This window comes from Streptomyces sp. NBC_01217 (genome assembly GCF_035994185.1).
Lineage (GTDB): Bacteria > Actinomycetota > Actinomycetes > Streptomycetales > Streptomycetaceae > Streptomyces.
Map to the genome: position 1 here is coordinate 5,039,392 of NZ_CP108538.1, position 19,041 is coordinate 5,058,432.

The 19,041-nt window shown below is 69.6% G+C and carries 21 protein-coding genes; 11 read left to right on the top strand and 10 right to left on the bottom strand.

Going from position 1 to position 19,041, the window contains the following annotated elements; genetic code table 11:
• Positions 1 to 5 precede the first annotated feature (5 nt).
• Together OG507_RS22480 and OG507_RS22485 are read right to left on the bottom strand one after the other, a co-directional pair.
• A complete protein-coding gene (locus OG507_RS22480) occupies positions 6 to 1,505 on the bottom strand; it encodes an integrase (protein ID WP_327368984.1) in 1,500 nt (499 codons plus the stop codon).
• Complete coding sequence (locus OG507_RS22485) at positions 1,471 to 2,253, bottom strand: TnsA-like heteromeric transposase endonuclease subunit (RefSeq protein ID WP_442811003.1); 783 nt, start codon at positions 2,251 to 2,253, stop codon at positions 1,471 to 1,473. Before OG507_RS22485 ends, OG507_RS22480 begins: the two co-directional genes overlap by 35 nt.
• Before the next feature lie 255 nt (positions 2,254 to 2,508).
• Between OG507_RS22485 and OG507_RS22490 the strand changes: the two genes are divergently transcribed.
• The 3 genes from OG507_RS22490 to OG507_RS22500 all read left to right on the top strand — a co-directional run bounded on the left by OG507_RS22490 (position 2,509) and on the right by OG507_RS22500 (position 4,120).
• Positions 2,509 to 3,003 (top strand): helix-turn-helix domain-containing protein, encoded by a 495-nt coding sequence (locus tag OG507_RS22490; RefSeq protein ID WP_327368985.1) that lies wholly within the window; start codon positions 2,509 to 2,511, stop codon positions 3,001 to 3,003.
• Positions 3,004 to 3,030: 27 nt separating this feature from the next.
• Entirely contained in the window at positions 3,031 to 3,669 is a 639-nt protein-coding gene (locus tag OG507_RS22495) for a hypothetical protein (protein WP_327368986.1), read from the top strand.
• A gap of 115 nt (positions 3,670 to 3,784) precedes the next feature.
• Positions 3,785 to 4,120 (top strand): DUF2516 family protein, encoded by a 336-nt coding sequence (locus tag OG507_RS22500; protein ID WP_327368987.1) that lies wholly within the window; start codon positions 3,785 to 3,787, stop codon positions 4,118 to 4,120.
• Positions 4,121 to 4,133: 13 nt separating this feature from the next.
• On the opposite strand, the gene OG507_RS22505 is transcribed toward OG507_RS22500, so the two are convergent.
• The 3 genes from OG507_RS22505 to OG507_RS22515 form a co-directional block, all read right to left on the bottom strand.
• A complete protein-coding gene (locus OG507_RS22505; protein ID WP_327368988.1) occupies positions 4,134 to 5,456 on the bottom strand; it encodes a PP2C family protein-serine/threonine phosphatase in 1,323 nt (440 codons plus the stop codon).
• A gap of 324 nt (positions 5,457 to 5,780) precedes the next feature.
• Positions 5,781 to 6,851 (bottom strand): C40 family peptidase, encoded by a 1,071-nt coding sequence (locus OG507_RS22510; protein WP_327368989.1) that lies wholly within the window; start codon positions 6,849 to 6,851, stop codon positions 5,781 to 5,783.
• Between the two features lie 317 nt (positions 6,852 to 7,168).
• Positions 7,169 to 7,945 carry a class I SAM-dependent methyltransferase gene (locus tag OG507_RS22515; protein WP_327368990.1) on the bottom strand — a complete coding sequence of 259 codons (777 nt, stop codon included), beginning with the start codon at positions 7,943 to 7,945 and terminating at the stop codon, positions 7,169 to 7,171.
• A gap of 188 nt (positions 7,946 to 8,133) precedes the next feature.
• Here OG507_RS22515 and mshA point away from each other — a divergent pair, with 188 nt between their 5' ends.
• The 3 genes from mshA to OG507_RS22530 all read left to right on the top strand — a co-directional run bounded on the left by mshA (position 8,134) and on the right by OG507_RS22530 (position 11,929).
• Positions 8,134 to 9,486, top strand: a complete 1,353-nt coding sequence (mshA, locus tag OG507_RS22520; protein WP_327368991.1) for a D-inositol-3-phosphate glycosyltransferase — start codon at positions 8,134 to 8,136, stop codon at positions 9,484 to 9,486.
• Positions 9,479 to 9,994 (top strand): YbjN domain-containing protein, encoded by a 516-nt coding sequence (locus tag OG507_RS22525; RefSeq protein WP_327368992.1) that lies wholly within the window; start codon positions 9,479 to 9,481, stop codon positions 9,992 to 9,994. The genes mshA and OG507_RS22525 overlap by 8 nt, the downstream gene beginning before the upstream one ends.
• 117 nt (positions 9,995 to 10,111) lie before the next feature.
• A complete protein-coding gene (locus OG507_RS22530) occupies positions 10,112 to 11,929 on the top strand; it encodes a glycosyl hydrolase family 28-related protein (RefSeq protein WP_442811112.1) in 1,818 nt (605 codons plus the stop codon).
• An 18-nt stretch (positions 11,930 to 11,947) separates the two neighbouring features.
• Here the strand turns inward: OG507_RS22530 and OG507_RS22535 are convergent, their stop codons facing one another.
• Positions 11,948 to 12,988 carry a phosphotransferase family protein gene (locus OG507_RS22535; protein ID WP_327368993.1) on the bottom strand — a complete coding sequence of 347 codons (1,041 nt, stop codon included), beginning with the start codon at positions 12,986 to 12,988 and terminating at the stop codon, positions 11,948 to 11,950.
• A 183-nt stretch (positions 12,989 to 13,171) separates the two neighbouring features.
• On the opposite strand from OG507_RS22535, the gene OG507_RS22540 reads away from it, so the two are divergent.
• Positions 13,172 to 13,966 carry a hypothetical protein gene (locus tag OG507_RS22540; RefSeq protein WP_327368994.1) on the top strand — a complete coding sequence of 265 codons (795 nt, stop codon included), beginning with the start codon at positions 13,172 to 13,174 and terminating at the stop codon, positions 13,964 to 13,966.
• A 53-nt stretch (positions 13,967 to 14,019) separates the two neighbouring features.
• Here OG507_RS22540 and OG507_RS22545 read toward each other — a convergent pair whose 3' ends face one another.
• The 4 genes from OG507_RS22545 to OG507_RS22560 all read right to left on the bottom strand — a co-directional run bounded on the left by OG507_RS22545 (position 14,020) and on the right by OG507_RS22560 (position 16,328).
• Positions 14,020 to 14,262 (bottom strand): hypothetical protein, encoded by a 243-nt coding sequence (locus OG507_RS22545; protein ID WP_327368995.1) that lies wholly within the window; start codon positions 14,260 to 14,262, stop codon positions 14,020 to 14,022.
• Complete coding sequence (locus OG507_RS22550; protein ID WP_327368996.1) at positions 14,259 to 14,507, bottom strand: hypothetical protein; 249 nt, start codon at positions 14,505 to 14,507, stop codon at positions 14,259 to 14,261. Before OG507_RS22550 ends, OG507_RS22545 begins: the two co-directional genes overlap by 4 nt.
• A gap of 508 nt (positions 14,508 to 15,015) precedes the next feature.
• Complete coding sequence (locus OG507_RS22555) at positions 15,016 to 15,558, bottom strand: GNAT family N-acetyltransferase (protein WP_327368997.1); 543 nt, start codon at positions 15,556 to 15,558, stop codon at positions 15,016 to 15,018.
• Positions 15,555 to 16,328 (bottom strand): GntR family transcriptional regulator, encoded by a 774-nt coding sequence (locus OG507_RS22560; RefSeq protein WP_327368998.1) that lies wholly within the window; start codon positions 16,326 to 16,328, stop codon positions 15,555 to 15,557. Before OG507_RS22560 ends, OG507_RS22555 begins: the two co-directional genes overlap by 4 nt.
• Positions 16,329 to 16,955: 627 nt before the next feature.
• Between OG507_RS22560 and OG507_RS22565 the strand changes: the two genes are divergently transcribed.
• From OG507_RS22565 to OG507_RS22580, 4 genes are read left to right on the top strand one after another with little or no spacing between them, the layout of a single operon-like run.
• A complete protein-coding gene (locus tag OG507_RS22565; RefSeq protein WP_327368999.1) occupies positions 16,956 to 17,222 on the top strand; it encodes a DUF6284 family protein in 267 nt (88 codons plus the stop codon).
• The gene (locus OG507_RS22570; protein ID WP_327369000.1) at positions 17,219 to 18,073 is read left to right on the top strand and encodes a DUF2637 domain-containing protein; all 855 of its coding nucleotides are present in this window, start codon (positions 17,219 to 17,221) and stop codon (positions 18,071 to 18,073) included. Before OG507_RS22565 ends, OG507_RS22570 begins: the two co-directional genes overlap by 4 nt.
• The gene (locus OG507_RS22575) at positions 18,073 to 18,411 is read left to right on the top strand and encodes an RRQRL motif-containing zinc-binding protein (RefSeq protein ID WP_327369001.1); all 339 of its coding nucleotides are present in this window, start codon (positions 18,073 to 18,075) and stop codon (positions 18,409 to 18,411) included. Before OG507_RS22570 ends, OG507_RS22575 begins: the two co-directional genes overlap by 1 nt.
• A gap of 39 nt (positions 18,412 to 18,450) precedes the next feature.
• A complete protein-coding gene (locus OG507_RS22580) occupies positions 18,451 to 18,990 on the top strand; it encodes a hypothetical protein (RefSeq protein WP_327369002.1) in 540 nt (179 codons plus the stop codon).
• The last annotated feature ends 51 nt before the right edge of the window (positions 18,991 to 19,041 follow it).

Below are 19,041 nucleotides of genomic sequence, written 5' to 3' on the forward strand. Positions count from 1 at the left end.
TGCCCCTACCCCTCCACGATCACACCCCGCACACGAAGAAGCCCCTGCTCATCGAACAGGGACTCCCTTTGCCACAACGCACTCAGCGCCTTGCCCGGCATCAGCGGATCGCGCAGCCCGTCGTGCGGCCGCATCTGCCAGTGGACGATCCATTCCTGCAGCAGTTCCTGGAGCTGGTGGATCGTCCAGAGAGCCTCCGCGGCCGGATCGGTCCCCCGATGTTCCGTGCTGCGGCCTTTGTAGCCGGGCAGGTGCTGGACGAACATCGTGGCCACGGACTGAAGCGTCCGCTCGATATGGGGCTTGTCCGTCGGGGTGTCAGGGTGTGCGGGCTGGAAGGAGATGCCCAGCGACTGGCAGGCGGAGCGGAACGTGTCGGAGATGTAGGCCTTGCCCCGGTCGCAGACGATCGTCTCCGGAGTGATCACCGGAATCGCGGCCGCCTGAGCCAGCCTCTCGTCCAGCGCCGTCAGCGAGGCATGCGGGAGCACCGACCGGGACATCCGAAGCGCGTCCGCCCAGCCCGGCCGCATCGGCTCCGGCGTCATCACCCTCGCCAGCAGCAAAGCGGCGTCGACCGCCTTCGTCGAAGGCCGCAGCACCGCCGCGGCCAGCGTGCGGGTGGCGATGTCGACGATGCCGGTCAGCTCGACGGTGTCCACCGTCCCGTCGTCGTGAACGACCAGCACATCCAGCGGAGTCGAATCGATCTCCATTACCTCGCCCGGCCGGGCCACGGTGAGCTGGCCGAACATGTCGTCCGGCTGCTTGGCCAGCGAGCGGCGAGTGCGGGCCGAGCCCAGAGTGTGCCGACCGGAGCTGACCGCCTTCAGCAGCCGGTAGAACGTCGCCCGTGACGGCAGCGGCACCGTTCCAAGGCCGTGCTCGGCTTCCAGGAGACGCTCCATCCGGCGCCGCAGCACCCGCGCGGAGACCGTGGACCGGCCGCCCTGTTCCTCCACCACCTTCTCCAGGGCCTCGACCACCCGCCGATCGGCCCGGCCCGTGCCGTCCGGGACCGAACGCAGCCTCGGATCGACCAACCCGAGCACTCCCTCGCGCTCGAAGCGAACCCGCATGTCCTGCAACACGGTCATCGACACCGCCGTCCCGGCCGCCGCCAGCTCGGCAGCCTTGGCCAGCTCCCGCTGCCGCAAGGAACGAACCGCCGGGTCGTACTCGGGCCGCACCGGCCCGTCCGGCTCGTCCAACGGGCGGCCGGTCAGCATCTCCACCAGGTGCTGCTGCCACCAGCCGGCCCGCTCCACCGCCTTGTCCGGAAGCCCTTCCAGCACATCGGCCGCGGGCATCACCGTCCGTACCGAGGTGGCGGAGACCACCTCGAAATCCTCACCGGCCAGCAGATGGGCCAGCATCACCACGCTCGCCGACTGAGCCTCGTCGACCAACCGGACCGCAGCCCCCTCCAGCGCGGCCACCGTGTGCAGACGGCCATCGAACCGGACCAGGTCACCCGCCCGCAGCAGCCGCGGACGCAACGACATCCCCGCCCCCTTCCTCCGCCATGCCCAGCCGCACCCGCGTGTCCGCAGCCAGCAGCCCCGACTGCAGATCAACGGCCAGGACCCGGCGCCAGAGCAGGTGGAACAGCACCGGCAGCACCGCGATCTGGTCACCCACTCGCCGTGCCCCGTCCAGCAGTTCGCCGCCGTCAGCGAAGGCCCGCATGAGATCGGCTGCAATCCGAGCGCGGTGCACCCGCGGATGCCGGTAGCCGGCCAGCCACCGCACATTCGCCATCAAAACCGCATCCGGAGCCCCCACCCGGATGTAGTCCCATCCCACGGGCTGACACGCCGCCGCGGTCGCGGCGAATTTCATGGCGTCCGGCGGCTCGATCCGCTCATCGGGACGGACATCGACCACCAGCCCCGTCCCGTCCGCGCGGCGTACGAAAAAGTCTGGCGTATGACGGATCCGCTTCCCTCGCGGTCCCGCCCACGACAGCCGGAACGGCTGCGAAGCGATCCCCGTCACCAGCGGGTCGGAGTCGAGCAGCACCAGCCGATCCCGCTCCAGCCACGATTCGTAGCCCACATGCCCGCCACAGGTCGCCGACCAGTACCAGCCGCACCAGTTGCCCTGCCCCCGGAAAGCCGGAAACCGCCGCTCAGGCCGAACCGACTCGAATGGAACCGACCACAGACCCTCCAGGGAACCACGCTCACGGACCCCGCCCGCACTGACGTACTCCAGGTCGATGTCCTCCGCCGATACCTCACACGCATCCATCCGGGCCTCCGGTACGACGCCGACCAGTCACGACGACCGTAGGCACAGCCGCAGCGGCGTACCCGGAGAAGACCGAGACACCCCACCAAATGCCCGGACATGACTGAGACGTCGCCTCACTTGCCCGGAGATCTCCGAGACTGCCCGGACATCACAGAGACAGGACACCCGACCGCAAGGGCCATGCGAGTGGTGTGACGCACTTTTGCAAGCGGGTGCTTGCAAAAGTTAGCAAGGGTGGCGCACCATCGGGGTATGGCATCACTCAACGTCGGCAATCTCGGTGAGTACCTGCGCGAGCAGCGGCGCAGCGCGCAGCTTTCGTTGCGGCAGCTCGCCGATGCCGCCGGGGTGTCCAATCCCTATCTCAGCCAGATCGAGCGCGGGCTGCGCAAGCCGAGCGCCGAGGTGCTGCAGCAGGTCGCCAAGGCGCTGCGGATCTCCGCCGAGACCCTTTACGTACGGGCCGGGATTCTGGACGAGCGGGAGCGGGAGGAGCTGGAGACGCGCGCGGTGATTCTGGCCGATCCGTCCATAAACGAGCGGCAGAAGAACGTTCTGCTGCAGATCTACGACTCCTTCCGCAAGGAGAACGGGTTCGAGCCCGGACCGGAATCCGGCGCCGGAGCCGGATCGGGGACCGGCGGCGAGTCCGGGCCGGGGGCCTTTGGCGCCCGTGCGGACGACGGCCCCGGTGCCGACGGCGGAGATGCCGGTACAGCTTCAAAGCCTTCAAAACCCTCACACTGAGTCTGATGATCCGGGAGGACCACAGTCATGGCCATCACCGATGACCTGCGTAAGACCCTCACCGACCCGACCCCCCTCTACTTCGCCGCCGGTACGGCCGACATCGCCGTCGAGCAGGCGCGCAAGGTTCCGGCGCTGATCGAGCAGCTGCGTGCCGAGGCGCCGGAGCGTATCGAGGCCGTGCGCAACGCCGACCCCAAGACCGTGCAGGAGAAGGTGACCTCGCAGGCCAAGGAGGCGCAGGCCACCGTGCAGGCCAAGGTCACCGAGGTGATCGGGTCGTTCGACAGTGATCTGCGGAAGCTGGGCGAGAGCGCCCAGGACCTGGCGCTGCGCAGTCTGGGCGTGGCCGCGGAGTACGCGGTCCGGGCCCGGGAGACGTACGAGAAGGTCGCCGAGCGCGGCGAGCAGACCGTGAAGAACTGGCGTGGCGAGACGGCCGACGAGATCGTGGAGATCGCAGTCGTCGTCGAGCCGCGCAAGGAGTCCAAGCCGGCGGGCACCGCGAAGACGGAGCCTGCCGCCAAGCCGGGACCGGCCAAGGCCGCGCCCGCACCCGCTCCGAAGGCCGTCAGGCCGGAGAGCAAGGCCCCGGCCGCACCCGCCAAGAAGGCGCCCGTGCGCAAGCCCGTCGCGAAGAAGACCACTCCGCCGACCGCGAAGTAGCGTCACGGCCGGGATGTGTACCGGGGCGCGGGACGGGCACCTTTTGGGGTGCCCGGCTCGTTGTCCCGGTACCTTGGCCGCGAGGCGCTCATCCACTTATTAGGCGGTACACACCATGTTGCTCACAGGATTCAGCACATTCGTCTGGCTGCTCTACATGGTCATGCTCGCCCTGGCCGTGATCGCGTTGTTCATGGCCGCGACGGCACGTGAGGACGCCTACCGGGCCGCGGACAAGCAGAAGAAGTCGTTCTGGCTGATCATCCTCGGCATCACCGTCGCCGTGAATCTCTTCGTGCCGATACTGTTCCTGCAGCTCGCGGGCGCGGTCGCGTCCATCGTCTTCCTGGTGGACGTACGGCCCGCGCTGAGGGCGGTCTCGGGTGGCGGCGGCCGCCGCGGCGGCTCCAGCAGCGACGGACCGTACGGGCCGTACAACGGCGGGCGCTGAGCGTTCGCGGGTCTTACGGTGCCGGTTCGGGGCGCGGGCGCGGGATGCGCCGGCCCCGGTCGCCGTTCCGGCTCCGTCGGCGGACGTGCTCCTGGTCGCGGTCGAGCAGCAGGACCGCGACGTCGTCGGTCAGTTCGCCGCCGTTCAGCTCCCGCACATGGGCGACCGCGGCCTCCAGGAGATCCTCGCCGGTGAGCCCCTCCATCAGCTGGCGGTTGATCATCTCGACCATGCCGTCCTGCCCGAGCCGCTGAGTGCCGTCCGGCCCCACGCGCCCCTCGATCAGCCCGTCCGTGTACATCATCAGGCTCCACGAACCGCCGAGATCCACCTGACGGCGCGGCCAGCGCGCGTGCGGCAGCAGGCCCAGGGCCGGGCCGCCGTCCTCGTACGGGAGAAGGTGCGCGGCCCGTCCCTGCCGGGCGATCAGCGGGGCGGGGTGGCCCGCCAGGCAGAGGCCGGCGCGCCGGCCGTCGGGGGCGATGTCGACGGTGCAGAGCGTCGCGAAGATCTCCTCGCTCTCCCGCTCGTGCTCCAGGACCTGCTGGAGCGTGGAGAGCAGTTCGTCGCCGCAGAGTCCTGCCAGGGTCAGTGCCCGCCACGCTATGCGCAGTTCGACGCCGAGCGCCGCCTCGTCCGGGCCGTGCCCGCAGACGTCGCCGATCATCGCGTGGACGGTGCCGTCGGGCGTACGGACCGTGTCGTAGAAGTCCCCGCCGAGCAGCGCACGGCTGCGGCCGGGGCGGTAGCGGGCCGCGAAGCGCAGATCGGAGCCTTCGAGCAGCGGGGTGGGGAGCAGGCCGCGTTCGAGGCGGGCGTTCTCCTGGGCGCGCAGCCGGGACTCGGTGAGCTGGTGGTGGGCGACGTCGGCGCGCTTGCGTTCGACGGCGTAACGGATGGCGCGGCTGAGCAGCCGGCCGTCGAGTTCGCTGCGGAAGAAGTAGTCCTGGGCGCCGACCCGTACCGCCTCGGCGGCCAGCTCGGCGTCGTCCTCCGCCGTGAGGGCGAGGACGGCGTGGCGCGGGGCGATCCGCAGGACGTGCTTGAGGGCGGCGAGCCCGTCGGCTCCTTCGGCCGTCGGCGCGGAGCGGGCCTCGCTGCCGGTGGGCAGGGCCAGGTCCAGCAGGATGCAGTCCACATCGTCCGTGAGGAGCCGGCCCGCCTCGGTGAGGTTGCGGGCGGTGCGGATGCGGACCCGCGTGCCGGCCGCGGCCGGGAGCTCGGGGACGGTGAAGGTGCCCGCCGGGTCATCCTCGATCACCAGGAGGGTGAGGTCGGCGCCGTGGGAGGTTTCCGCAGCGGGAACGGCGCGCTGCTGCGGTACGGGTACGAGCATCGGTTTGTTTTCCTTCCCTCCCCCCGAGGGCGCGGCGGACCGACGATCGACGACCCGCCAGACGGGGACCATAGCGGTCCGCGGTGCGGGAACGGAATGGCATACCGCGATCGGCCGGTGTCATATGCACCGCCATAAGCCGCGTCAGGTCACGGATCCGGCGCTATGTGCGGGGGTGGGGGCGGGGGGTGCGGCATGACAAAGGTCACGCGGGGTGGTGGGGGGCGGGTGGTGCGGGTCACTCCCGTGCGGGTGGCGGGTGGCGGGTGGCGGGTGGCGGGTGTGTCGGGCCGGGCCGGGGACGGTCTTGTCGGAGCGGCCCTGTTACTTGTCCGGGCGGACCACTCCCAGGATCTGCATGGAGCCCGCGCCCGCCAGCGTGACGTTCCGGCCGGGGCGGGGGGCGTGGATGATGGCGCCGTCGCCGATGTACATGCCCACGTGGCTGGCGTCGCCGTGGTAGATGATCAGGTCGCCGGGGCGCATGTCCTTGATGGCGATGTGGGGCAGCAGCCGCCACTGCTCCTGCGAGGTGCGCGGGATCGGCCGGCCCGCCGCCGCCCAGGCCTGTGACGTCAGCCCCGAGCAGTCGTACGAACCGGGGCCCTCGGCCCCCCAGACGTACGGCTTTCCGATCTGCTCGGTCGCGAAGGCCACCGCCTTCTTGCCGCTCGCGCTCGCCTCGCGGTTGATGTCCTTCAGGGCGCCGGAGCTGAGCCAGGCCGTCTGCAGCTTGTACTCGGCCTCCTGCTCCAGCTTGAGCAGACGGGCCCGCTCCTCCTTCTTCAGCTTGGATTCCAGCTTCTTCGCCGCGGCGATCTGCGCGTTGATCTTCTTCTTGGCGTCGGCCTGCTTGAGGCGGTTGGCTTCGAGCTTCTCCCAGTTGGTGCCGGCGTCCTGGGTGTACGTCTCCAAGTCCTGCTGGGTTCTGGTCAGTTCGCCGAGGACGCTCTGGACGGCCTGCTGGCCCTCCCTGACCCGGCCCATGCCGTCGAGGAACAGCTGCGGGTCGTCGCTCAGCATCAGCTGGGCGCCGGGCGGAAGGCCGCCGGTGCGGTACTGCTCGCGGGCCTGGGCGCCCGCCTGGGCCCTGAGCTCTGCGATCTTCGACTGGCCCTCGACTATGGCCCGGGCCAGCCTGACGATCTCGCCGGACTGCTTCTTGGCTTGCTCTTCGGCGAGGTTGTACGCGTCGGTGGCCGCCCCGGCCTTGCGGTAGAGGGTCTCGATCTCCTCGCGTACCTCCTCGAGGCTCTTCTTCGGTGCCTTCGTCTCGTGCTGTGTCACGGAGGGGGAGGGTGGTGCGGGCGCGGCGAAAGCCTGGACCGGCGCGGCGAGCACGGTCAGCGCGCAGACCAGAGTGATCGCGGCTGCGGCACAGTGACGTCGGTTCACGAGATCCCCCTCCGAATGAAGCCGATGAAGCCGATGAAGCTGATGAAGCCGGTGAAGCTGATGGGTCCGGTGAAGCTGATGGATCCGAAAGATTCTCAAAGAATCTGATTTACCGTCAGTAACTTTTCGCCCGTGACGAGATCGTGCCATGCCGTACCGAAAAGCAACAGAGGCACACACCTGCTGTCCTGACGGTCACACGGATCGACCTACGCCCCGGGAATCGCTCCCCACCGTCAGGACGAACGATGCCCCGTCCGTGTTCCCGCCCGCCTCCCCGGACTTGGGTCCACCCGGACTGTTCCGTACGAATTGGGCTACCGGTTGGGCTGCAGAGCGGTCCACTTCACCGTGACTTCGCCCTGACGCCACCGCCGTACCCCGTCCGTCAACGGCCAGTCGCCCGACAGTGCCGTCACCGCCGCGATCCAGCGCTGCCGCGCGCCGAGCGAGGCGTACGGGGCCGCCGCGGCCCACGCCCGGTCGAAGTCCCGCAGGAACGCGTGGACCGGTTCGCCCGGCACATTGCGGTGGATCAGCGCCTTGGGGAGGCGTTCCGCGAGGTCGGAGGGGCGGTCCAACGAGGCGAGCCGGGTCGCGAACGTGACCGTGCGCGGGCCCTCGGGGCCGAGTGCCACCCATACGTGCCGGCGTCCGATCTCGTCGCAGGTGCCCTCCACCAGCAGCCCGCCCGGCGCGAGGCGTGCGCACAGCCGCTGCCAGACCGCTGCGACCTCGCCCTCGTCGTACTGGCGCAGCACATTTGCCGCCCTGATGAGCGAGGGGCGCTCGGGGAGCGGGATCTCGAAACCGCCGTGCAGGAAAGTGAGGCCCTCGCGTTCGTACGGCTTCGCCGCCGCGACCCGCTCCGGGTCGATCTCGATGCCGACCACCGCCGTGCGCGGCTCGGCGGTGCGCAGGCGCTGCAGCAGCTCGACCGCGGTCCAGGGGGCGGCGCCGTACCCGAGGTCGACGGCGACGGGCGTGACGGCGCGGCGCAGAGCCGGGCCGTGGATGGCGGCGATCCAGCGGTCCATGCGGCGGAGCCGGTTCGGGTTGGTGGTCCCGCGGGTCGCGGTGCCGATGGGGCGCATGACAGCGAGCGTAACGATCCGCCGGGGCCGGGGCGGGAGTGGCCACGGGGCGCCCTGTCCCGGCGTGCGCGACCCCCACCGTAATGATTTGGTAAAGCGGAAATGAAAGGGGAGATTCCACTGTTGCAGCCCTCGAAGGGGCTCAGGTCCCTTCGGTGGCATGCCCTGATTGAGGAGGACCGGACGACGTGAGTCAGTACGTCTCCCGGCTCGGCAGCAGCCGTGTCGCGCCGCGCCTCAGGTTCCCCGCCGCCTTCCCCGGCGGCCACCGCAAGCCCCGCCGCATCGCGATGCTCTCCGTGCACACCTCACCGCTGCACCAGCCGGGTACGGGTGACGCGGGCGGCATGAACGTCTACATCGTCGAACTGGCCAAGCGCCTCGCCGCGATCAACATCGAGGTCGAGATCTTCACCCGGTCCACCACCGGTGCGCTCCCCCCGAGGGTCGAGCTGGCGCCCGGTGTCATGGTCCGGCATGTCGACGCGGGGCCGTACGAAGGTCTGGCCAAGGAGGAGCTGCCCGCCCAGCTCTGTGCCTTCACCCACGGCGTCATGCAGGCATGGGCCGGTCAGCGCCCCGGCTACTACGACCTGGTCCACTCCCACTACTGGCTCTCGGGCCATGTCGGCTGGCTCGCCGCCCAGCGCTGGGGCGTCCCGCTCGTCCACGCCATGCACACCATGGCCAAGGTCAAGAACGCGGCGCTCGCGGAGGGCGACACCCCCGAGCCCGCCGCGCGCGTCATCGGCGAGACCCAGATCGTCAGCGCGGCCGACCGGCTGATCGCGAACACCGCCGAGGAGGCGGCCGAGCTCGTCCGCTTCTACGAGGCCGACCCCGGGTCCGTCGCCGTCGTCCACCCCGGGGTCAACCTCGACCGCTTCTGCCCCGCCGACGGGCGCGCCGCGGCCCGGGCACGCCTCGGACTGCCGAAGGACGCCCTGATTCCGCTCTTCGCCGGCCGCATCCAGCCGCTGAAGGCGCCCGACGTGCTGCTGCGGGCCGTCGCCGTCCTGCTGGACCGCGACCCCTCGCTGCGCTGCCGGATGGTCGTACCGGTCGTCGGCGGCCCGAGCGGCAGCGGGCTCGCCAAGCCGGAGGGGCTGCAGAAGCTGGCGGCGCGGCTGGGCATCACCGATGTCGTACGGTTCCACCCGCCGGTCGGGCAGGACCAGCTCGCCGACTGGTTCCGGGCCGCGTCCGTGTTGGTCATGCCCTCGTACAGCGAGTCCTTCGGCCTGGTCGCCATCGAGGCACAGGCGGCGGGCACCCCGGTCGTCGCCGCGGCCGTGGGCGGTCTCCCGGTCGCGGTACGGGACGGGGCCAGCGGCTTCCTGATACCCGGGCACGACCCGCAGGCGTACGCACAGGCGCTGGGCCGGTTCGCGGACGCGCCGGAACTGGTCGCCCGCATGGGTGCCGCGGCCGCCGCGCACGCCCAGGGCTTCGGCTGGGACACGGCCGCGTCCGCGACCGCCGACGTGTACACGGCCGCGATGCACGAACACCGCCGTCGCGTACGCTCGAACCATGGCTGACGTTGATGCGCCGCAGGTCAAGCTGGCAGAGCAGGTCATCGAGGCGACCCTGAAGGACGCCGGGCTCGAATGGGAGAGCCCCGAACCCGGCAGCTACGTCGTCAAGCTGCCCGGCACGCGCAAGCTGTCCACCACCTGCTCGCTGCGCGTCGGCAAGCACTCGCTCTCCCTCAACGCCTTCGTCGTCCGCCACCCGGACGAGAACGACGCGGCGGTCCACCGCTGGCTGCTGGAGCGCAACCTCCGCCTCTTCGGCGTGAGTTACGCGATCGACCAGCTCGGCGACATCTATCTGGTCGGCAAGCTGCCGCTGTCCGTGGTCACTCCGCAGGAGCTGGACCGGCTGCTCGGCACGGTCCTCGAAGCGGCCGACGGCTCGTTCAACACCCTGCTGGAGCTGGGCTTCGCGAGCGCGATCCGCAAGGAGTACGAGTGGCGGGTGTCGCGCGGCGAGTCCACGCGGAACCTGGACGCGTTCACGCATCTGACCCAGCGGCCCGCCCGGTGACCTGCCGGCCGCGCCGCTCGCTCGTCTGACTCGACCGGACCGACCGGGTCGACCGGCTGTCTCCGTACGCAGATTTCCCCGGTGCACGACTCTTTCGCCGCGCCCTGGCGCCGTGGCATGCTCGCCGCCGACGCAGACATGAACGTCGTTCACATGCATGAAAGGCGGCTCGGTTTCATGGCGACCATGGGGAACATCAGCAGACGTGGGCTGCTCGGCAGCGCGGTAGCCGTCGCCGCGGCGGCGGCCACCGGCACCGTCGGCGGTGGCACGGCATCCGCCGTGAGCCGTACGGCCGAAGCCCGTACGGCCGAAGCCCGTACGGCCGCCGACACCGCGGCCGGGCAGGCGTCCGCGGCCGGGGTCCGGCGCGCCACGCCCCTCTGGCGGGAGTTCGCCGCCGCGCCCTTCACCCACCCGCAGGTCCCGTTCATCGGCCGGGCCGGCTACCGCGGCGGCTCCGACCTGCCCCGCCGCACCGGTCGCGGCTTCGTCGCCGACGTCCTGCACTACGGCGCGAAGCCGGACAACTCCGCCGACGCCGCCCCCGCGATCAACCGTGCCATCGCCGCTGCCGGAGAGCGTGGCGGTGGCACGGTGCTCATCCCCGAAGGCACGTACCGCATCGACGACATCATCCGGATCGGCCACAGCAATGTGGTGGTGCGCGGTGCAGGCAGCGGACGTACGAAGCTGTACGCGACCAAGAACCTCACCGAGCTGATCGGCGTGTACGGCAGCCGCTACGGCGGCGACAAGTCCAGCTGGTCCTGGGCCGGCGGCCTCATCTGGCTCTGCCCGAAGGACCGTTGGACCCCGCTCACCGATGCCATCAAGGCGAAGGCCTGGCCCTTCGAGGGCTGGACCGGCAACAAGCGCGACGAGTGGCAGACACTTACGACGGTCGCACCCGCCCGCCGCGGCGACCGGTCGGTCACCGTCGAGTCGGCGAAGCACCTGAAGCGCGGCCAGCTCGTCCTGCTCCGCCTCGCCGACGACGCCGACCACACCCTCCTGGAGCACATGGCGGGCGGCGGCCCCGGCCCCGAGGCGTACTACTGGGACGACAAGACCAAGCTGACCTCGTACGTCCCCTACGAGTGGCCGGTCCGTGTCACCTCCGTACACGGCCGCAGGATCACGCTGGAGCGCCCGCTTCCGCTCGATGTACGGCCCGAGTGGGACCCGCGTCTGACCACGCTCGCCGCGCCGCTCACCGGTTCCGGCGTGGAGGGGCTCACCCTCGAAGCGGTCGAGACCCCGCAGTCGCCGCATCTGCTCGACAAGGGGTACAACGGGGTCGCGTTCCAGTGCGCGTACGACTGCTGGGCGGACGACATCACCGTCCGCCACGTCGACAACGGCTTCGGGCTGATCGGCGCGTCCGCCTGCACCCTGCGCCGCACACGGGTCGAGGGCCGCGGCTCCCACCACCCGTACTACCTCCGCGAGGGCTCGCACGACAACCTGATCGAGGACTTCACCATCGCTCGGCGCACCGTTCCGGCGCCCGCGGGGACGCAGCTGCACGGCATCAACGTCGAGGGGCTGTCCAGCTACAACGTCTGGTCGCGCGGCGAGATGGAGATGGGGACGTTCGACTCGCACCGCGGGATGCCGTTCGCCAATGTCCGTACCGACATCACGGTGAACAACAATGGCCGGCACGGCGGCGACGCGAGCGCGGGACCGCTCTTCGGCGCCCGCTTCACGCACTGGAACATCCGGGTCACCAACGGGCGGGCCGGCCTGATGCGGATCGACGGGCTGGCCCCGTACAGCGCGACGGTCGGCGTCAGCGAGGTGACGGAGTTCGACCAGATCGACGTCCCGGACTTCACCGGCGACCTGCACACGCGGCTGGAGGCGTACGGCACACCGGAAGCGGTGTGGCCGCCGAACCTGCACGACGCACAGCGCGCGCTGGTGCGCTGACGGGCGTCGGCGCTGCGGTCACTCCCGGGTCCGCAGCGCCGACTCGACGTCCACCAGGGCCGATTCGAGCTGCGGCCCCACCTCGCGCCATACCCACTGCCGCGTCTCGGCGGGGGAGCGGCGGGGAACGGTCTCCACCAGCATGATCAGGTAGAGGTAGCAGCGGTAGAGCGCGAGTCGCAGCCGCAGGGACGAGTCGAACACCACGGCCCCGTCCGCCGCCGACGACGCGTATCCGGCGAGGAGATCCTCGTCCTTCTCCACATCCCCGAGCAGGGCGAGCGAGACGAAGTCGGCGGCCGGGTCGCCCCAGAACATCCGCTCCCCGTCGATGATCCCGCCGATCGTCCGGGCCCCCGGCTCCCCGTCGACGAGCAGATTTCCCTGCCACAGGTCGAAGTGGACGAGAGCGGGCCGGATGACGTCGTCGAGTACGGGCGACGCGGCGGCGAGCAGCGCGCGGATCCGGTCCGTCGGGCGCGGCAGGCGGGCGCTGTACGTGTCGGCGTCGGCGAGCACGGCGTTCGTCATCGCGGTGAACGCCTGTCGCCAGGTCGGGGCCAACGGGCCCAGCGCCTGGGCCGGATAGCCGAATCCGCCGGGCCCGGTGACGGAGTGCAGACCGGCGACGATCCGCCCCAGCTCGCTCCTGAGTCGGCGCTCCTCGGCGGCCGACAGGGTGCGGTCGGCCGCGCCGGATATGAAGTCGTACCAGGGCCGCCCCGGACACGCCGACATGATCACGTACGGGCCGGTCGGGGCGTCGGGGGCGAGTTCGCTGTGCAGTACGCGGGGGACCGCCGTCGTCGAGCCGCCTGCACGGACATAGAACTCCACCTCGTTGACCAGCAGATCGCGCTCGTAACTCATCAGCGTTTTGGCGGTCGCGGGCGGCGGTGTCTTCACCACCCAGTCGCCGTCGCCGTCGGTGAGGGTCACCCGGGTGACGGTGTTGAACGTGCCTCCGGCGAGAGGCGCGATTGCGGCGATCCGGTCCTCCGCCACGCCAACAGCACGGAGAACGGCCAGGGTTGCGTCGGTTGATCCACCTGTCTCCATGGCTGGAAATGTCCCTCTGTATTGGGATCCGGTACGGATTGTGGTGGCGAAGAGGTCTTCACAGGAAGATCACAGCGCCGTCACGATCGCATCCCATGCCCTTTTGATTGATCGTCAAACCAACTTGCGCTCATAGAGTGTGCAAAACCCGAAGATCCCAGCTCAGAGAGACGGACCTGGACCATGCGACCCACCGTCATGCGCCGTACCGCCGTTGCCGCCAGCACTGTGTGCCTGGCTCTGCTCGCCACCGCCTGCGGTGGCTCGGACTCCGGTTCCGGTTCCGACGGCAAGGGATCGGACACCAAGGGCAAGGAGTCCGCCGCCGCGAATCCGGCCGTCAAGGCGCTGACCGTTGCCGAGTTGGAGAAGGCCGCGCTGGCCCAGGGCGACGTCGAGGGCGAGAAGATCGCCAAGGCCACGGCCAAGGACACCATCACGGCTGACGCCGTCACCGTGGAGAAGGAGGCCTGCACAGCGTTCGCCGACGCGCTGATGGGCGCTCCGATCGGCAAGCCCGCGGCCTCCATCCAGCGTCATTCCGTCAGCGAGCCCAAGAAGGGCGACAAGGACAAGCAGGACAGCGCGGATCCCGCTGAGGCGTTCCAGGCCGCGTTCGACATCACGACGACGCAGATCGGCCTCGCCTCGTACGACGGCAAGGGCGCCGAGGAGACGATCGCGGGACTGCGCACGGCGGCCACCGAGTGCGCCGGTGGCTTCGCCTTCACAGCGGCCGGTACGAAGCAGAAGGTCAGCAAGATCACCGAGGAGCAGATCAAGGCCGGTGAGGAAGCCCTCGCCTGGACGGTGCTGGTCGAACAGGACGGCGAGAAGAGCCCGTTCAAGCTCGTGGCCTTCCGCCAGGGCGCCACGGTCGTCTCGTTCTCCGCGTTCAACCTGGCCGCGGCCGGCGGGGGTGCGGACTTCGGTCTGCCGACCGCGCTGGTCGAGCGCCAGGCGGCCAAGCTGGCGTAGGCCCGCTTCGGATCCGGATCCTGTTCCTGAACGGGTCTTACTCCAGGGCCTGTTCAGGGCAGCGGGACGAGTCTCACCACGGTGACGATCAGGACGGTCCCGGAGACGTAATAGAGCACGATCGCGCCCGCGACCGTCGCCTCGCGGCGGTCGCGCTCGCTCTTGACGGCCGACGACCCGTGTCCGTACGGGTCGAGGCCCAGGGTGCGCGCCATCTGGTCCCGGAAGACCTCGCCCTCGCGCATCTTGGCCAGGGTGTCGTCGGCGGGCGGGGCGTAGGAGATGCGGAAGCTCAAGCGACGCTCCGCCTCTCCGCCTCGTCCTGCGCCAGCCGGTCCAGGATCTTCTCGGCCTCGGGATCGGGCACGGCCTCCAGCATCCAGTGCCGCATGACCGCCTGGATCTCGCCCACACCGGCCTCGTTGATGGCCCGGTCGAACTCCTCGCGTCTCTCCTCGGGCAGCGCGGCACGGATGGCCGGGATGCTGTTGGGCACGTCGACTTCGGCACCGCCGACGAAGGTCTTCAGGGGCTCGCCCATGGTTGCTCTCCCCGCTCTCCTTGCTCTCTGCACGGCCCGCCCGGTCGGCTCCGCCCGTGCGCGGGCCGGTGCTGGGGCAAACGGTAGCGCCAGCGCTCGCGGGTGACGCGGAGCCCGCGCGATACGTTCGCCCGGCGACGGGCGCACCTTGGGGCATATCGCTGCTCAGCAGGGCATTTGGTATCGGCAGGAGCCGGAGAGCCGCTCAACCTGCCGCTGACGCACAGGCGTTCGCGGCCGAGTCCAGTCCCAGTCGGAGACCGAGACCGAGACTGAGTCCGAGCGTGGTGAAAACAGCAGCCCCCGTCTGCGGCGAACCGCAGACGGGGGCGTGTCCAACTACAGCGACTACTTCTTGCCCTGGGTCTGATGGGCCCGTTTTCCATCCCTGGTCAGCGAGTCCTGCGCCCCTACTGACCTGGGATTGAGCGGTTGTTGGTGGTCGTCGTTGGTTGTTGTCGGTCGCCCTCTGACGGCCCACAGACGGCCCGACTCTTGGCGAAGGGACTCACTCCGTCAGGTCCTCAAAGCCGTGTTCCGTGGGCCCGGTAAGACGCTGAGCAAGCCACCCGGATACGCGAGGCCCGCCGTTAACGGCGCCGCCCTCACGGACCGTACGCACGTGCTCGAAGCCCTGCCGGAGGTAGTACCGCTGGAGTGCTTCGTTCGTAGTCCACGCATCGAGCCGCAGCCATTTCGCTCCGTCTCGGTACGCCCGGTCTCCCGCCCAATCAAGGAGCCGCCCGCCGATACCCTGGCTGGCGTGCGTGCGTGCCACCGTGAGCTTGTTGATGAACATCGACGGTTCGCTCAGTTCCGCGTCCGTCCAGAGCCCATCCTCCGCTTCAGAGGTCAGGGTGATCGTTGCAGCCGTCGTCTGCTGATCGCGCAGCATGAAGACGGTTCCGGCTTCGATGGTGGCCAGCAGCCGATCCGCCGGGTAGGGGCGGCTCCACTGGTCGGAGCCAAGGCTCCGCAGCCAAGCCGCCGCCTCCTCACGGAATGCGAGCAGCTTGGGCAGATCGGACGGCTGAGCAAGGATGATCTTCACTGGGGTTCGTTCTCGCTTCGGCCGGACAGGTCGCCGATCTCGTAGTTCATCCGGTTCAGATCCCCCCGGAACGTTGTGATGGTGCACCGGATCGGGCATTCGTCGGAGTAGCCGGTACGCGTCCAGAGCAGGACAGGTACTCCTGCACCGATCTCCAGTAGCCGGGCCTCTTCCGGCGTCGGCATGCGGGTTGCGATCTCGTCGAAGTACCCGATCTGCGTAATGCCGAGCGAGGAGAGATAGCGAGTCGTGCCCTCCGCGATATCGCCCGGCTCCGTAAGGCGCGGCCCCTGCTTCACGAGCCACTCGGGATAGTGGGTGGCCTGCGTCGACCACGGCACGTCGTCCACGAAGCGATGGCAGTGCCGTAGAACAGTTGTGGCTCCTGCGTCGACCAGCAGCCGTTCCGCGACGTACTCAGGTGCGGGCTGCAACTCCACCCGGAACGTCTGGCTTGGCCGGCGCCCCGCGTTCGTGACGTCAGTGCTGTACGCATCCCCGTTCTGAGGGAAGCTCAGATTTTCGAACCGGGAGGCGTTCAGCTCGAACACCTCGTGCTTGGTCACCTCGTAGCCGAGCCCCTGGCTGGACGAGATCAGCCCTTGAGTGACCAGCAGGCTTAGCCCTGATCGCACGGTGTTTCGGGATGCCTCGAACCGGGCTGAAAGGTCGCTCTCGGAGGGCAGTCGCGATCCCGGCGGATAGACCCCGTTGTCGATCTCGCGGCGCAGTGCGTCGGCCACCTGCCGGTACTTCGGCTGCTTGTTCATGCGCCCATCATGACGCACTCGCTCAACTTGTTGGTACATGTGGACCCCGATCCCTTGACGACTCACGGTCTGTGGGTGCAGCATCACTACATCAGCTTGTACCAACAAGTTGAGCAAGTGGTGCAGCTCCTTCAAGTGTGCCCGCTTGTGCGTTATTCCCTGCAGCCTTCGGGCTGGTGGGTGCACGTCAGGAGCGGCCGAGTGCGGCCGCTCCTGAGCAGGGGGCGGGGACGCTGCAATCCCGCTAAAGGCCAGGGGACAGGGCTTCGGCCCGACTGGTGAGGTGGCCCGGTGACCGCGAGCAACGGCCGGAGAGTGGGGACAAGGTCCCCCTTGCAGTGCTTGATCCCGATGGCCACGACAGAGAGGAGTCCCGATGAGTCGCCGAAGTATGTGGGCGCCGTCCGTGCTGGACCGGCAGGGACGGTTCGCCCCTCGCGTCATTGCTTGACCTGGCCTTGAGGCCGGTTGCCTCCCCCGCCCGTCCGGCCCATGCGGTCGTACGGGCGGGGTCGAGGGGAGCCGGAACACCTCTTCCTGCTTCACCCGCAGACGGCGCGCGGCCCCGGTGGTGAGACACCGGGGCCGCTGTTGTTGGGCCGTCCTACCGCTAGGAGATAACGACCCATGAAGACCATCGCTGCACTTCAGAACCTTGTTACGGCCGCGTCGCTCGATAGCGGCCCGTCGGCTGCTGAGCTGGACGCGATCGAGCTGGAGATGCCGCTCATCCGGGCGGAAGTCGAGCTGCTGGACGCGCAGATCATGACGCTGGACCGCACGCCGACCGAGCTGGATGAGCGGCGTATCCGCCGGGCCGGTCGCAAGGTCCTTGCCGCCCGCCGGGCCCTGGCGAACCGCACCACCATGGTGCTGACGGGTGGCGCGGCATGAACCGCACTGGCAAGACGCTGCTTGTCCTGGCTCTGGTCACTGTGGTCGCGATGGCGTTCCGGGTGTCGTGGAACGCGCTGCGGGACGTGGCCCGTGCGATCGGCGCCGACAGTACCGCCGCGCTGCTCTACCCGTTCGTCGTCGACGGCCTGATGGCGCTCGCTCTGGTCGCCACTCTGGTGCTGACCGATCGAGCCGACAAGCGGTTCGCGCTGCGGGTGCTGGCCGCGTACACGGTCGCCTCACTGGTCCTGAACTACGTCCACGGGCTCGTTCCCGAGCTGCACGGCGGGTCGGTCGACTGGGGTCGACTGGCCGACTGGAACCCCGCGAACTGGGCCCTGGTCCTGCTCGCTACGTCGCTGCCGGTCGGGTCGATCTACTTCGGGTCCGATCTGGTCGCCAAGGTTCTGCACCACCGACCGGTCGATCCCGCAATTGCGGAGGAATCGACCGAGACGACCGTAAAACGGTCTACCTCTGACCTGGAAGAGTCGACTCCCGCCCCCGTGGCGGCAGTTGACGCCCTGGTGGAGCTTCCCGCCTCGGTGGTGGTCGATTCGAAGCCGATCGAGCCGGTACCGGTCGGGGCGGTGGCGGCTGAGTCGACCCGACTGCGTCAGGCGACCGGTCGAGTGCCGGATGCGGCCCGTACGCCCCGCCGGACTCGATCGGATGACGAACTGCTCGACGAGGCCCGATCGGCAACCGCCGACTGGGCGGTCGGTGCTCTGACCGCTGAGGGCATCCGCAAGGCCGTCCGCACTTCCCCCGCCAAGGCTCGTGTGCTGCGCGAGACGCTGCGGGCTGAGCGGTCGATCGACGCGCCTGTCATGGATGAGGTCGCCTGATGGGTGCATTGCCGACCTATCGGTGGCGGCTGGCTCCGGATGGATATGCGACTCGCCGTCAGCTTCGCGCGATGGGGCTTCGGCCGGGTGGCCAGGGCGTGGCCGCTGAACTTCAGCGGCCACGTCGTCGGCGCCCCCCGCTGGTCGCGTACCTGTACCGCGTCGACCGGGCCAAGCCCGTACGCCCCATGACACCGGGCCGCACCGCAGCACTGGCCAAGGCCATGGCCGCGCGCCGTACCTGCCCGAGCTGCCGCCGTGATGCCGGGTACTGCATCCCGCGTTCGCTCGGCATGTGCGTTCCCTGCTCCGACCTGGACACCGAGTCTGCCGCCTGAGCTGCGGTGATGAACGGAGACGACGTAGTGAAGCTGACCGTGAGCACGCACAAGCTGCCCGGCTACGGGGCGACCCTGCGCACCGCCAAGCGTCTGGCCGGGGAAGCCGTTCGGGTCGTCGAGCGGGGCGTTCCCGGCAAGATGCCCGACGTTCAGGTCATTCTCGCGACCGGGCGGGGCATGGCGGAACTGGTCACCGCCGCTGAGGTCGAGACAGCCGGGGACGTCGACAAGTGGGTCCAGTCCCGTGCGCTTCGGGCCGCGAAACGGGCCGCCGACGACGTTGCCGGCCGCACCATCCCGCTCGCCGACGGCGGGGCCTTGATCGTCATCAACATCGAACAGCACCCCAACGAGGCCACGTTCGCGACCACGCTCGTGCATGAGTTGGTCCACGCGATGCAGCTCAGCCGTAAGGGCGTCCGCGACCGCATCGTGTCCGGCCTGCGCCACGACCTCGGAGTCGAGCGGCTGTCCCGCCGCCAGAACCGGGAGTGCGAACGCTGCTTGGAGCAGGAGGAGCGCGAGGCGTACGGGGTCGAGTACCTCGCCCGCCGCGTCGTCCCCTCCGCAGCCTGACCACCCGGCACCCCTCCCCCCTCTTCTTCGCCCCCGCATTCCGGGGGCAGT